At 43.8% G+C, this 14705-nt stretch carries 14 protein-coding genes; 5 read left to right on the top strand and 9 right to left on the bottom strand.

Going from position 1 to position 14705, the window contains the following annotated elements; all coding sequences use genetic code 11:
- The 6 genes from QWZ17_RS07880 to QWZ17_RS07855 all read right to left on the bottom strand — a co-directional run bounded on the left by QWZ17_RS07880 (position 1) and on the right by QWZ17_RS07855 (position 6832).
- Positions 1-1215 (bottom strand): hypothetical protein, encoded by a 1215-nt coding sequence (locus QWZ17_RS07880; RefSeq protein WP_290304566.1) that lies wholly within the window; start codon positions 1213-1215, stop codon positions 1-3.
- A 2-nt stretch (positions 1216-1217) separates the two neighbouring features.
- Positions 1218-3155 carry a type II secretion system protein GspD gene (locus QWZ17_RS07875; protein WP_290304565.1) on the bottom strand — a complete coding sequence of 646 codons (1938 nt, stop codon included), beginning with the start codon at positions 3153-3155 and terminating at the stop codon, positions 1218-1220.
- Positions 3156-3163: 8 nt separating this feature from the next.
- Positions 3164-4597 carry a GspE/PulE family protein gene (locus QWZ17_RS07870; protein ID WP_290304564.1) on the bottom strand — a complete coding sequence of 478 codons (1434 nt, stop codon included), beginning with the start codon at positions 4595-4597 and terminating at the stop codon, positions 3164-3166.
- Positions 4582-5121: a hypothetical protein gene (locus QWZ17_RS07865; RefSeq protein ID WP_290304563.1), complete on the bottom strand. Its 540-nt coding sequence runs from the start codon at positions 5119-5121 to the stop codon at positions 4582-4584. Before QWZ17_RS07865 ends, QWZ17_RS07870 begins: the two co-directional genes overlap by 16 nt.
- A gap of 1 nt (position 5122) precedes the next feature.
- The gene (locus QWZ17_RS07860; protein ID WP_290304561.1) at positions 5123-5560 is read right to left on the bottom strand and encodes a type IV pilin protein; all 438 of its coding nucleotides are present in this window, start codon (positions 5558-5560) and stop codon (positions 5123-5125) included.
- A 753-nt stretch (positions 5561-6313) separates the two neighbouring features.
- Positions 6314-6832, bottom strand: a complete 519-nt coding sequence (locus tag QWZ17_RS07855) for a hypothetical protein (RefSeq protein ID WP_290304560.1) — start codon at positions 6830-6832, stop codon at positions 6314-6316.
- Positions 6833-7188: 356 nt separating this feature from the next.
- On the opposite strand from QWZ17_RS07855, the gene QWZ17_RS07850 reads away from it, so the two are divergent.
- From QWZ17_RS07850 to QWZ17_RS07830, 5 genes are read left to right on the top strand one after another with little or no spacing between them, the layout of a single operon-like run.
- Entirely contained in the window at positions 7189-7530 is a 342-nt protein-coding gene (locus QWZ17_RS07850) for a hypothetical protein (RefSeq protein WP_290304559.1), read from the top strand.
- 22 nt (positions 7531-7552) lie between these two features.
- Entirely contained in the window at positions 7553-7825 is a 273-nt protein-coding gene (locus QWZ17_RS07845) for a hypothetical protein (RefSeq protein ID WP_290304557.1), read from the top strand.
- Positions 7822-8595 (top strand): non-homologous end joining protein Ku, encoded by a 774-nt coding sequence (ku, locus tag QWZ17_RS07840; RefSeq protein WP_290304555.1) that lies wholly within the window; start codon positions 7822-7824, stop codon positions 8593-8595. Before QWZ17_RS07845 ends, ku begins: the two co-directional genes overlap by 4 nt.
- Positions 8595-9080, top strand: a complete 486-nt coding sequence (locus QWZ17_RS07835; RefSeq protein ID WP_290304554.1) for a hypothetical protein — start codon at positions 8595-8597, stop codon at positions 9078-9080. Before ku ends, QWZ17_RS07835 begins: the two co-directional genes overlap by 1 nt.
- 10 nt (positions 9081-9090) lie before the next feature.
- Complete coding sequence (locus tag QWZ17_RS07830) at positions 9091-9627, top strand: lipocalin family protein (RefSeq protein ID WP_290304553.1); 537 nt, start codon at positions 9091-9093, stop codon at positions 9625-9627.
- Between the two features lie 52 nt (positions 9628-9679).
- Here QWZ17_RS07830 and ligD read toward each other — a convergent pair whose 3' ends face one another.
- The 3 genes from ligD to QWZ17_RS07815 form a co-directional block, all read right to left on the bottom strand.
- Positions 9680-12388, bottom strand: coding sequence for a DNA ligase D (gene ligD / locus QWZ17_RS07825; protein WP_290304552.1), 2709 nt, complete (start codon positions 12386-12388; stop codon positions 9680-9682).
- Positions 12389-12566: 178 nt separating this feature from the next.
- Positions 12567-13283, bottom strand: coding sequence for a sugar transferase (locus tag QWZ17_RS07820; protein WP_290304551.1), 717 nt, complete (start codon positions 13281-13283; stop codon positions 12567-12569).
- Positions 13284-13614: 331 nt separating this feature from the next.
- The gene (locus tag QWZ17_RS07815) at positions 13615-14676 is read right to left on the bottom strand and encodes a winged helix DNA-binding domain-containing protein (RefSeq protein WP_290304550.1); all 1062 of its coding nucleotides are present in this window, start codon (positions 14674-14676) and stop codon (positions 13615-13617) included.
- Between the last annotated feature and the right edge of the window lie 29 nt (positions 14677-14705).

Below are 14705 nucleotides of genomic sequence, written 5' to 3'. Positions count from 1 at the left end.
TTAGTATCTTATAATAATGTTGAACTTACCTGTCTGCTGGTCGCTATCATAATCAAAACTTTCCAGTTCGGCGCTTTTTACCCACTTCAATGTTTTAATCCTTGCCACCCACTCGTTAACGGCAACTACCTGTTGCGAACTGCCGGATAACCGTATCCGATGATCAGAAAAATGCAGTTGCCGGGTGTCCTTGTTATTGGCGTTGTCCAGCGGATTTATAGCCATATCACCCAACGTGATCTCTTCGGGTAGCAGCGCAGCCAGCTGGTCGATAAAGCGCGCTTTATTAATAGCCCCGTCCCAGCCAATATCGTCGAGGAGCATTTCTTTAGCTTTGATCTGCGCGGTAAGGGCTTCCATATCGCTATTACTGTTTGCCGAAACGCTCACCTTACTATCAAGAAGTGAATTTTCTGCGTTTAGCCACGAAAGAACAATCACATTGAGCAGCAAAAAAATAAAGAAGAAACCAAGAATAAGCGCTCCGGTCATCTTCAGCTTTTTAATGTCAATAACCTTATTGTATTGCAAATCAAGCCGTTCTACAATGGCTTGTACAGGACTTAAGTTGCTAAACAGCACCAGTTGAAAGGCGGTGGCATAGGGTAATATCAATTGTTGCCCTACGGGCTCAGATCCCATCTTTAAAGCAAAAGGCGAAATATATTGTGGGGAGTATTCTAAGGCCGTCCAGTTCATCTGTTCATCTCTCTTTATCCGAAAACCGTTCAAGTTTATGTCGCCTTCGTAAATATTAAGCTGATCCATTACATTCGAAAGCGGAAAGGGACCGAGGCTTAGCGATAGAACACTGTAGCCCAACTGCTCCAATATCCCGATCCAGTGATCGGCCACATTCTTCCTGATCACGGATACAAATAACTGATCGCCCGAGAGGAATTGCTGCAGGTAAAAGTCCGCGGTGTTAAGATCAGGAAATATCTTATCGGGATCTTGTTGTACTTCGTTTACACCGCCTATTTGCTTGATAAGCACCCCTTTGCCCGAAAGGTTCAATGTGACTGGAATTTTGGGGTTAAGCTGTCCGCCAAGTGCGTCTGCGTTGTCGAGATCGGTGATCTTTTTTTCAATCGTTAACTGTTTCCGGTCGGTTATCACCTGGCAGCAGTTAATCAGGTACGATCCATCCTGCCTGATATCAACCGCGATACCCGCCGCCTGGCTGATACTGTAAAAAGGTGATAGGATACTCATAATTACCGGATGATAGTGGATTTGATAAATAGTACAGTAACTACCTTGGATTTAGTCCTGCTACGGCTGCTAAAAATCCATTTCAAAATAGGAATCCTTGATAAAATGGGAATGCCGGAACCGCTGTCATCGGTTTCGGTTCGCTCCAGGCCACCCAAAACGATGGTATCTTCGTTATGAACCCTAAGACTGGTTTCAAATTTACTGATGGCTTGCGGCGGAGGTGATCCGTCTGTGGGGATAGCAGTAAAATCGGATATATTTACTTTGATCCCAAGTGTAACCTGGTCATTACCCGACACTACCGGTTTGATGGCTATTGAAAGATCTGCGTTCACCTCCTGATATACGTTGGTAAAAATAGATTGAGCGCTTTGAATGGACGGAATAACATTCTGCGTGGTATTTTTATAATAACGCTTACTGCCTATGCTCAACGTAGCGGAATGCCCGTTTAATGCTGTTAATTTGGGTACAGAGCGAACATCAATGTTATCATTTTTCTCCAATGCCTGAAGCCGAACATAAAAATTGGGCACCACATGGCCAAGATTGATCGATGTCGCTTTACCTACACTGTTTAAAAAATCATTGATTCCCTTGGTGCCAAAAGTATAATCTAAACCGGGCAGCACCGACCCTCCTGTTTTAACACTGTCTGAAACACCTGCAGAGATCCCCGTTGAAACCGTCCTCGTCTTGTGAACGTCGATCATGGTTACTTCAATCAGCACCACGGGTACCAAAACATCCAACTGTTTGATAAAACCTTCCACCTCATCGAGCTGCGCACCCGACCCGGAAAGGAGTAGCGTATTTTGCTCCCGGAATTCCTTGATTTCAATACTACGTTTCCAATCTGCCGGAATCATCGTTAAAACCGTATCAATGGCACGGTTTTGCAGGCGGATTGCCCTGTAGGTACGTAATCCTTCCAGCTTGCGATCGCCAATAACGTAAATGCCTTTTTCCGCGTGAAACGTATATTCCGTGCTCTTAAACAGTAATCCAAGGAGATCATCATAGCTAACGTCATTAACGTGCAGGGTGATCATACCTTTAATGTCAGAGTAAAGAGCATAGTTTTTACCTGCCTCCTGCGAGGCGTGTTTGACCAGGTCAATGATGGGGGAATTCAGGGCATCTACAGAGATCAGCTTCTGCCCGTTCACCATTCGTGAAAACAAGCCGGAAGAAGCAGCGCCACTCTGCTGTCCCGAGTTCCGGAAGGTTTTTCTAACTGCTGTATTTTTATCGCCGTTGATATAAACCTCCTCGTTTTCCTCCAGTGGCTGAAACAAATAAAAATCGTCAGCGCTGTGTACCATTTTGATTTCGTTGGCGAACGCCAGTTTACTCAACGCGGTTTCGATTGGTGCCGCAGCAATATAGGCACTTACCAGCTTTCCTTGTAAGGCACCCGGAACCACTATATTTTTACCCGATAGCTGGGTTATTTTTCGTGTCACAGCGGGAAGACTATCGTTGGATAACGACAGTGAAAGCGTGTTCGCCGTTGCGTTATAGGTAACTCCAAGATCTTTAGGTGGTGGTTTGACAAATTGATTAGGATTTTTATAAGGGCCGATATTGATAATAGAACCGATAACGGAAATATCCAGGCTATATTTTTGGGCCAGTAGAAGCAGGATATTACTGGCTGTAACCCCGGTAAACGTATCGGATACGTTAATATTCATTCCAGGGTCCAAACTAATACTGAGGCTGTTGGAACGGGCGATGGCGTTCAGGTAATCATAAATGGATACCCCCGTAACGAGCAGCTGAACTTTCTGGTTCAGACCGGGTACTGTTTCCGACAAATCGTCCAGTTTTTGCTTAATAGCCGAGATCCTGTCCTGCTGTTGAGCATTGGCAACCAAGGTTCCTGAAAGAAGAAAAAATATACAAAAGACAAGACAGGTAATTTTTTTTAGCATACCAAATATTAATAGTTAAATAACAGGGGATAGATTTCATCTATCGAAGTAAGTCCGGCGGCAAAAAGGCCGAAGGCATTTTCTGCCAGAGTTTTAATTCCACGATCCGCAAGGAGTTTCTGTACCTGCATGTTGCCGTTTTTGATTTCCCCTGCCAGTTCCATATCTACCGGAATAACCTCATATACCGCTTTTCTTCCCTTATATCCCGTATAGTAGCATTGCTCGCATCCTATTGCGATATGGTGCGCTGTAACTTCGTAAAAAGGTTTGAACTGCTTTGGATAAACGGAAGCACCAATAGCAACTGCTTTTTTACAATGCGGGCAGAGGAGGCGAATCAACCGCTGGGCCACGGTGGTATTCAGGGTATTAGCCACCATATACGACGGAATGCCCATATCTATTAGCCTGGAAACGGTGCCCCATGCAGAATTTGTATGAATGGTAGATAGTACAAGGTGGCCGGTCAGCGCTGCCCGGATCGCCATGTTGGCGGTTTCCGTGTCACGAATCTCCCCTACCATGATCACATCAGGGTCCTGCCTAAGAAAGGTTCGCAACGCGGCGGCAAAGGTTAAACCTATGGACTCCTTCAGTTGCACCTGGTTAACGCCTTCCAGTGTATATTCCACCGGGTCTTCAATGGTCAAAATATTTCGGGTTTCCTTGTTGAGCAATTTTAAAGTGGCATACAACGTGGTTGTTTTCCCAGACCCAGTTGGCCCGCTGATCAGTAGAATGCCATTAGGTTGTTTAGCCCCCTGCAGGTAATTATCAAGGTCGAATTCGGATAGGCCAAGACTATTTAAATCGATGTCTGTGGCGTCATTATTCAACAAACGCAGCACCACTTTTTCTCCATAAAGCGTTGGCAAAATAGAAGCACGAATATCAAACTGGTGCCCCTGATGGCTGAAGCTAATACGCCCGTCCTGGGGAAGCCGTTTTTCGGCAATATCCAGGTTGCCCATGATCTTAACCTTATTGATCAACGCAGGATAATCTTCTTCTTTGAGCAAATACCGCTCAACCATATTACCGTCAATACGGATTCGTACCCGGCAGCGGTTTTCATACCGCTCTATATGAATATCACTACTCTTCAGGTTTTTGGCTTCACCAATCAGGTTCATCAAAAAATTATCCTCGTCATGACGAACACTGGCCTGTTTCGCCCCTGTATTGACATTGTCTTTGATGTAGTAAGTGGATAACAGGCGGGAAATCTCTACCCCTGGCAGGGGTTCCAATAAAATATCTTTGCCCGTTAAAACCTCCATTTCGGCGGTTAAGTTATTTTGATTTACTCCCTCTTCACAATAGAGCAGGAGTCGGTTTGCCGCGCTTCCTTTGGGCAGTACGCGGTAATGCCAGGCCATCTCCTTAGAAAGGAGATGAAGGTGTTCGGTCTGTAAGATAATTTTTAGTGCTGTATCCATGGCATAAGGTTTCGGAGCAACCAGTAATCATCTGTAATATGGATATGAAAACACCACCAGTCACCTGCTAAAAATACAATAAATAATAAGGATTGGAAACCCGCCAATGGTATCTGCCGGCTTTTATTCCCAGTAATACCTTTATATAATAGCCATAATAAGAGTGTTGACAGGATGCTGGCGATATAGAAAAATAAAAAATTAATGACCGACAAATAAAATGCTATGGCAACCAAGAATAGAATGTCTGCCCATCCCAACATACCTTTTGATATATTGATGAGTTTTTTTTTCCTGACCGAGAGGTATAATGTCAACAGCGCAAAAATCAACAACAGAAAGGCCAGGTTAATTATCGATTGCTGCAACGCTATGTGATAATCATGGGTCTCCGCCAACTGTAGGCTGAACAGCCCGATTGTTAATAAAGGAAAGAATATCCAATGCACCGCTCTGAACCAAAAATCCTGCAACAAAATGGCGATCAGGAAAAATAAAAGCATCAATCGAATTGTCAGCAGCACTTTAATCCGGTGTTACTTCTTTTAATACTTTATCCTGGTTCATCTCCCACACATTGAAGTTACCGTCCTGGTTAAAATCTACCACGGATGTGGCCCTTGCGGTAAATCCGCTATTAGAAGCATTAGTGATCTCAATCTTATAATTGGCTCGTGCATCCTTGCTTTCGGTACTCAATTTTTCCTGGATAAAACCAAGCTCGTTCAAGTCGTTTGTATATTTCGAATGTTCGTAGAAATAGGATTTTTCAAGCATGGCCACATGTTCCAGCTGTAGTTTAGCTTCTGTGGTTTTGGCGCGGGTGATCACAGGTAACAGGTTGGGCAAGGCCAACAGCACCAAAATACCGATAATAATCAGCACTACCAATATTTCCATGAGCGAAAGCGCTTTTAATGCACTTTTGGAATGAGGTTTAAGGTATTTTTTGATGAAAAACATAAATTGATAATTAGCGGCTCAGGCTTTAAGGTAATAATTTAATTTGGAGTTAAAGTTAATAAAATCTGATGAATTGTTGCTGCAATATTTTTGAATATTTCCCGGGCCTAATAAAGGATATGAAAGACGATGTCTCCATTCCTCCCGGATAAGGTTGATTCCACTTGAATGCTTGTTTGGAGAACGTCGCCTTGCCTTAGCCACCTGTCCACAAATCTGAAACTAATAAACACCAACCTGCAAATCCGTTTTTTATGTGCTTGTTATATTATTACTATGCCGAATTGCTATTACTTCTGCGGCATGTATAAATGAAAGCGCTTTCCTATCGCTTTATAATTTGTTTATTAAACATTAATAATCATATTTGGGGTTGTAACCTTTAATCACAATCATGATGAAAACCACCCTTTATTTTTCATCATGATTGTTGCTGTTGCGTTCGCAACAGGTGAAATAGCTAATTTTTTACTATTCTACTACTTGTCAACACATTACGAATTGTCATATTTTACAAACCACAACAAAATCGCAACAGCTGTTAACCTAGCAACAATTGGATCCGGCTGTAAGTTAAGGGTACTTGAAAAAAAGAGTCGTCTAACTATCCTTTAAAACCTGCAGGGAAAGCAACGAAGCCCGGCGCTCTTGGCCAGGCTTTGTTTATTCTACAACATTTAGTTTATCGATTTTGGCACACGCGACACGCGTGCGCCAGCTGAGGTAGTAACATATAATTTATAACATAAAAAATTAAGGCGATTGCATATAATAAACATCTAGTGTGCGAGTGTAATTACCGTCATTTAAAATATCTTCAAACGATCTATATTCCTTATAAAAAATGGAAATTGGTGTTGACTCGCTAAAGTAGTCAATTAGAATAGGTACTCGATAAAATTCGGCTAATGAAATATCATTGGGGCTTGAGTCTTTAAAGAAAATAATTTCAGGAATAGAATAAGTATCTATCAGTCCTTCAACTTCTACTAGCGATTCTGGTTTGCCAACAAATAGATTGCTTTCACTACTTAAATCCACACTTAGAAATATACTTATATCCAACGTGTTAGTTTCACTCACTTTCAAATAGTTAACTATGTATTTAAATAGCAAACAAGATTGCATAAATACGTCTTTCCTGCGGTAAATGTCAAACTCTTTAAGAAGCTCGTCAACGTGAATATCTTGCGTAATCCCAGTTTTGTTTAGCTCTATAATGCTTTTTAAGACCCAAGACTTTATTTTTTTTGTTTTAAAGTTTCCATCCATGACTTTTCAACCAGTTTTTTACTGCATCGGTTATTGATCCGGTTCCGTGTTTCAACGACCCGTCTTGATTAATTACACTTTTTTTCTTACCATTAGTTACATGTGCGTGCGACTGTTGACCATGTAACGGTTTACCTTTTGAGTCTGTTTTAGGAATGTCTATCCTGTCTACTCCATTAGGTGCTTGTCGGAAGCTTTACCGAAATCCCTAAAAACGGAATAGCCACGCTCCGCTTATAATACATACGCGCCGTAAACTTCGACAGCAGGCTATTCTTGAAAATTAAAACTTTGGAATATTCGAAAAAAAATCAGCATGCTTTTTATTAACAACATACTATTGATAAAAAAGTATCATGGATATTGATATAGAGATTCATATCGTTTTAAAGCTATTGCTGAAATTCTTTTTAGGCCGGGTTATCGAATTTGACCGCGAACGGCTCCTACATCATATGTATGTTGTCCACGTATTGTTCAATGCCTGCAATGGATTCCTCCAGATCGTTATCCCCTGGCATAAAACTTTCCAATATGAGGATACTGGCGTTAGGTATGAACCGTTAAGCTATTTCCCTGCAAATCGGCATGAATTCCGGCAAACGGTATTTACCCTGGGCGCAATTGATCTCCACGAGGAGCGGGTTATACATCATGATAACAGCAATTTTGAAGTAAACAAAATCAAAATAAAATAGTTGTTAAGCTATACAATTTGATATGGAGAATTTCCCGGTAACCATCAGCGTCAATAAATCGGTACAGCATTTCGAGGTAGGCGAGTATTTACACCATAACGGCGAAACCTGCAAATTCAAGGTCTTCAAAAACGGTGTTTGGGTAGCCAGTTTCGAACCGGACCCGCATGAGTACCTGCGCGTTTGCAATAATCCCGGGAAACTGGAAGAGCAGGTGTTGCACCTACTGGCCGACCAGATCGAAACTCACCACCCTATTCAAATGAATGAAAACATTATCAACGTAAAACCATGAGAGCTATCTGGAAAGGCTCCATAGGCTTCGGCCTGGTCAGCATCCCCGTCAAATTATATTCCGCTGTTCAAACGTCTAATCTTGACCTGGATATGCTGGACGGCCGCGACCACGCGCATATCAAATTTATGCGGGTGAATGAAAACACTAAAAAGGAAGTGCCCTATGAAAAGATTGTAAAGGGCTACAAAATGGACAACGATGAATATGTGATCGTCGAGGACGCCGATTTTGAAGCGGCCGCGCCCGAAAAAAGCAAGGTGATAGAGATTGAAAGTTTTGTTGACCTGGAGGAGATTAACCCAATGTATTACGAAACCTCGTATTACACCGAGCCGGATACCAAAAACAACAAAGCCTATGCCCTGCTGCTTAAAACTCTGCAGCAAACCAAAAAGGGTGGGCTGGCCCGCTTTGTACTGCGGAGCACCGAAAGCCTTTGTATTGTGCATGCGGTGAAAAACGCTATGGTGGTTACCCGAATCCGCTTTGAACAGCAGATCCGAGATCAGGAAGACCTTAATATCGGCGATGACGTGAAAGTAAGCAAAAAAGAATTGGACGTGGGCCTGGCGCTGGTTAATCAGTACGCCGAAAAATTCGACATATCTAAATACAAAGATGAATACCATACCGAATTGCTGGAACTGATTAAGGCAAAAGCAAAAGGCAAACACCCCACCATTAAAAAACTTAAACCGGTTAAAGCGAAGAGCGACGACCTGTATGAACAGTTGAGGAACAGCTTAACCGCAAAAAAAGGCGCATAATGAACCAGGCAGAAAAAACAGTGCTGGCAGGGATGGCAGGCACCAGCGTCATGACCATTTCAAGCGAGTTGATGTCAAGGCTTTTTGAAGAAAATTTCAGGGAACCCGAGTACCTGTCAACAATTATTGCCCGGCTTGCACCGAAACTTTCCAAACAAGCGAATGTCATTGCCGGATGGAGCGCGCATTATGCCATGGGTATCCTTTTTGCCGCGATATATGTGGAACTGTGGGAAAGTAAAAAAATTAAACATTCGATCAAAAATGGCCTCATCCTGGGCGCGGTAAGCGGTGTTCTCGGCTTCCTGATCTGGAAAGGAACTTTCAAATTACATCCTTTACCTCCGTGGTTAAATTATGATCATTATTACTTGCAGCGCATCCCTGCGCATGTAGTTTTCGCGGTATTTGCAACCATTTCCTACCGGCTCATCAAATCCAATGAAGATGATACGATGAACGCGCCTTACGGTAAATCCTTATAATTTAAATAGCATGAAAAGAGAAAAAACACTGGTGGCCATAGCGGCGGGTGCAGCCCTGGCCGGGATCGCCTACGCCATCTGGCCAAAAAGTAAAATCCCTGCCAGCGCTATCGTTGATCCGTTTGATAGCACCAGGTACCTGGGTAAATGGAATGAAGTTGCCCGTTTGCCCAACCTGATCGAAAAAGATTTGCGGGATTTGACAGAGGAATATAGCCTGAATGGGGATGGAACGATAAAGGTGATCACCCGCGCTTTCAACCCGGTGAAGAACAAACCTGTTGAAGCGACCGGAACCATCAGATTCAAAGGCTCAAAAAAACGCGGGCAACTTAAAGTCGCTTATTTCCTGCCGGTTTACCTGGATTATAATGTGCTTGATGTAGATGATCATTATCAATATGCCCTGGTATCCGGAAGCGGGTTAAATTACCTTTGGTTACTTTCACGGGAGCCAAGTATGCCGGAAGAAATGAAGCAACGTTTTCTTAAAAAAGCCATGTCGCTCGGTTTTGAGATCAGCCGGCTGGAATGGTTGGATTACTAATTATAAGAACGAAAGTACCTACTGAGGACGAATCCCCTCCCGACACGGCTCTTTATTTGAATATACTTTGCGCTTTTTTTATCGTTTTCGTCAAATCTATACCCTTTCCTAATACGCCCCTGAAAAGGTCTCCCGTTTCTTTCAGCCGGTCCAGCGCGTTATGGATATTGAAATGCTGTATCGTTAGCCCGGGTTTTACTTCGTCCCAGCTCAGCGGCATGGAAACCGTTGCGCCGGGTTTGGGTCTTAAGGAATACGGACCGGCGATTGTAGCGCCGGGGCGGTTCTGTAAAAAATCAAGGTACATTTTTCCTTTACGCGCGGCGATACTGCGTTCCAGGCTGGTAAATTGCGGGATTTGCTGGTGCACCAGTTTTACTATAATGTTGGCGAACATCTGCGACTGGTCATAGGTATATTTCCCTGCTAAAGGGATATAAATATGCATACCGGTGGAACCGGAAGTCTTTGGGAAAGCCGGCACATCAATAGCATCCAGCACTTTTTTTACTTCTAACGCGGCCTGTACTACCTGATCATAGGTGTGCTTGTCGGGGTCGAGGTCGATCACGCAGTAATCCGGGTTATCGGGCGTTTCTTCACGGCTGAACCACGGGTTAATTTCAATGCAACCCAGGGAGTTCATCCAAAGCAAACTGGCTTCGTCCGTGCCCACTAAATATTTGGTTGCTTTTCCTTCATCGGTGATATGATCAAAAGTTTTGGCCCAATCGGGCGCCTTATCCGTCACATTTTTCTGGTAAAAACTCTTTCCATGGATGCCGCCAGGAAACCGGTTTAATGACATGGGCCGATCCTTCAGGTATGGCATCATGTATTCGCCTACGCTGTAATAATAGTTGAGCATATCGCCCTTGGTTACCTTATCTTCCGGCCAGTATAACTTAGTCACATGGTTAAACTTCAGTTCATGACCGCAAACTTTTTTGGTTTGGGTATCTTCGGTGGGATTAAGCAACGTTTTGCGACCTGTACTTTTTACCGGCCGGAGTTGAAGATCATTATGCTTCGCATTTTTTTCCGGAGTAGCAGTTTCGGGCGCCCTTTCTGTCGCAGCAACCGTTTCTTCCGTGCCGGCAGGTGTTTCCAGCACAACATCTGTAGCTTTTTTGTCGCTGCGCATCCCCTTAAAGGAAGCCTGGCGGAAAACGCCGTCACTGGTCACCTCGCCAAAACCAACTTCGCAAACCAATTCCGGTTTCAGCCAGGTAGGTTTGGCCCCCAGACTTTTAGGCCGGAAACGACTCGGTTTGTCTACATCCACCTCATAATCAAAAGGACTTTTATCGGAAATGAGGGGCTTAAACTGCGTCATAATTTCTTTCTGTAGTTTATCTGAAAAGCCGGTGCCAACCTTACCCACAAACCGGAGTTCCCCTTCCTTATCGTAAACGCCCAGCACCAGCGCGCTGAAAGCTTTACCCGTCCCTTTGTTTTTGGTAAATCCGGTAATCACTACCTCCTGCCGGTGTTGCACCTTTACTTTCAGCCATTCTTTTGACCGCAGATCGGAGGTATAAACGCTGTCGGCTTTTTTGGCGATGATGCCTTCCAGCCCCATTCTTTCCGCGGCTGCAAAAAAGTCTATACCGTTGGCATCAAACACCTTACTTTGGCGGATATGGTCATTATCGGTGGGCAACACCGCTTTCAAAATAGCTTGCCGTTCCCTAAGCGGTAAGCCCATCAGGTTTTTGCCCTCGTACCACAGGATATCAAAAATATAAAATACCAGGTTGCCGTCCGCTTCGCTGCGCCAGTTCTGCATCGCCCCGAAATCAGAAATGCCTCTTTCATCCAGCACCAGCAGTTCACCATCTAATACCGCGTTCATGCCCCATTTCTTCAAAGCATCGTTAATGGGATAGTATTTGTCAAAGGGCAGGTTATTGCGGGAAATCAATGTCACCTCGTCCTTTTTAAGATTTGCAATGGCGCGGTATCCGTCCCATTTAACTTCAAAAAGCCATCCCGGCTCATCGAAAGGCTGGTCTACCAGGGTAGCTTTCATGGGTTTAACCGTAACCGGTGCCTTTGATTTTGGCGCGGTGTTGAGGATGGCTTTTACATCCAATTCTTCCGGTTCCCGCGTATCCACTTCTTCAGCGATTTCTTCATCCGGTACTATATTCTCTTCATGTCCGTGCTGCCATACTTTTTCACTGGTTTTAGCCATCTGGTTGATGGTTTTGCCAGACAATACAGATTTATCGTTTTTAGTGACATCCTTATCCGTGGCGAACTCGTCCTTATGTTTAATCATCAGCCAGCCGTTCTCACCCATACCATGAGTTTTAACCAGCGCAAACTCGCCATTTAGCTTTTCACCGTGCAATTTGATCTTTAACTGGCCGGAAGCCAGTTGTTTCAACAGGTGCTTTTCCTGCGCTCTTTTACCTTTGATCGGTTCGATGGGTTCATAGGTCCCCTCGTCCCAAACAATTACTGTACCGCCACCGTATTCGCCTTTAGGTATTATACCTTCAAAGTTCAGGTAGTCAAAGGGGTGGTCTTCCACCATCATCGCCAGATGTTTTACTTTAGGATCAAGCGTAGGGCCTTTAGGCACGGCCCAGCTTTTCAACACGCCGTCCATTTCCAGCCGGAAATCGTAATGCAGGCGCGAGGCATCGTGTTTTTGCACCACGAAGATCAAATGATCCTTATCCTTGCTTTTCCCGGCTTTAGGTTCCGCGGTCTTTTTAAAGTCCCGCTTTTGGGCGTATTGTTCTAAACTCATGGCTTATTTCATTAATTTCCACTTGAACGTTAGCAATAAAGGCTTCGTCACCATTGGTATTGACAGCGTTCCGCATCGCGGCGGGTTCGCTGAATTGTTCTATCTATCGCCGAGCCGGCGAAAAATTCGAATAGGTATTTTTTCTTCTTCACACAGCATATGGATTTTGCAAGCGCGATTATTTGCCCTTGCCCTGCACCATCACCCCTACTGTTTTAACAATCAGCCGCAAGTCAGTCGCCATGCTGGCCTCCTCCAGGTATTTCAGGTCGTAGTCCATCCGTTCGCACATTTGTTGCACATTTTCGGCATAACCATAATGAACCTGTCCCATAGAAGTGATACCCGGACGAAACCGGTTCAACCGGCTATACTGAGGTTTGACGCTGATAATCTGATCGATAAAGAATTGACGCTCCGGACGTGGCCCAACGATGGACATGTCCCCTATCAGTACATTCCAAAACTGGGGCAGCTCATCCAGCCGCGACCGGCGCATGATTTTGCCCCACCTGGTGATCCTGGGATCATTGGCGCTGGACAGCATCGGTCCATATTGTTCAGCATCAACATGCATGCTTCGGAATTTATAAATATGAAATGGCTTGCCGTTTCTTCCGTTTCTTTCTTGTTTATAAAAGGCGGGACCGCGGGACGACAACCTGGTGATCAGGTAAAGAAGAGTGAATGCCGGGAACCCCAGCAGCATCAGTATTAACGAAAATACAACATCGAAAACCCTTTTCATTAAGGAGTCAGGTATCCCGGGCGTGGAAAGATTCTCCCGTCTTACTAACTGTAAGGACCGTTGCGCCTCCGGTAGCACCTCAGCATACGCATTGTATTCATCATTAACTACCGCCTGCATCAGCGGCTTAGTGTATAAAATTTCCATTTCAGGGGGCTTATGCCAAGGCAGAATACAACATCTGCACCAAACATGAATCCTATGACCGAAAATGAATTGATACGGCATTTTGAGCCCGCAGTGCTTTATAAGTCAGCTTTATAAACAAGTGTATCTCCACAACTTACCAGGTCGGTGTCCGTTTAAGTAAACAATTGTAAGTAATAGTATACTTTTTATCGAAATAAAAGATACACAGTTACCATAACTCAGTTTCCGTAAATGCCGCCCTTTTTAAAGGCGGGGCTCTACTGCTTTTCAATTAACAACGTTGTTAATATTGAAGTTTAAAGCGGGTCGAATTTTTTCATTAGAGAATTTAAAGGTTAACTTCTGTAGCTAAAAATCTACTGTAGCTTTCGGAGGCTGAAATTAACTGCTGTTTTAACAATCTAATTGATGAATCCAAAGCTAATATCTCCAGTTGTACGTGGCGTTTTAGATAGCTCCGCGTCCATGTACCTTGTATTTTGCCATCAATCACAATGATAGGTTTAAAAATTCCATTTCCGGCATTTTTGTTAGACGGTTGCGAAAGGATATCAGACCTGTCTTTATAAGAAATAGCATATTCATCAAATGCAGGTAAAAGTTTAATCAGGCCTTTTGAGTTGGCGGGTTTAAGTGAGGGTGAAAACCAGTACGCCTGGCCATTAATAACTTCGTTGATCAAAATAGATTTATTCAACTCAAGCGCCAATTTGCTTTGAGTTAGATTTAAGCCGCTCCACCATGAAAAGTCCTGAAGCGTAGCAGGTCCACGGCTTAAAAAATATCTTTTGGCGAGTTCAGCTAAGGCAGCTTCTTTATTTATTTGAATACGATTTAGCACTCTTTCTTCCAGTAAAGCATAAGTAAACTGCTTTCCCAGTCTCGCTCCACTGCAAATAAGTCCATCCAATTCAGCATCCATCAACAAAAAACCAAGCCTGATATCATCGGTATTGATCCGGTTCTCTTTAAAGAATGGCAGCAGTTGATCGCGGGTCAACTGCTTGCCACCCGATAAAGCTTCGGCAATAATGCGTTTACTGCGCTTTAGGATAATATCATTAATGCCAAGCTTACGATGTATGCCTTTGCTCATGGCCTTTATTCTAGGCGCGGTAAGCTTTAGCATCCAGCAAATATCTTCAGGCGAAACAAAATGCCAGGTCGGCCGCAAAATATGTGTCCTCAGAATTTTTCCTGCATTGAAATCATTTTCAATGTCAGCATCGGTTATGCCGTTTAACCGGTTCCCGATGGCCCACTTAGCCCCTGCAAATTCCTGCGATTGTATACACCCCATCCAGCTTACCAGTTCCGCAGATGTTGTAAAGGCTGAGCCTGTCAGCTGCTGGTTAACCAGGCGTAAATTGGTGATATCCCTGCTTGTCATTAGCTGAATGAATGAAGGCGTTATTAGTG

Source organism: Mucilaginibacter flavus, assembly GCF_030409315.1.
GTDB classification, from domain to species: Bacteria; Bacteroidota; Bacteroidia; order Sphingobacteriales; family Sphingobacteriaceae; genus Mucilaginibacter; species Mucilaginibacter flavus.
The sequence above is the reverse complement of the archived record's forward strand: the minus strand, read 5'-3'. Positions and strand labels throughout refer to the sequence as shown.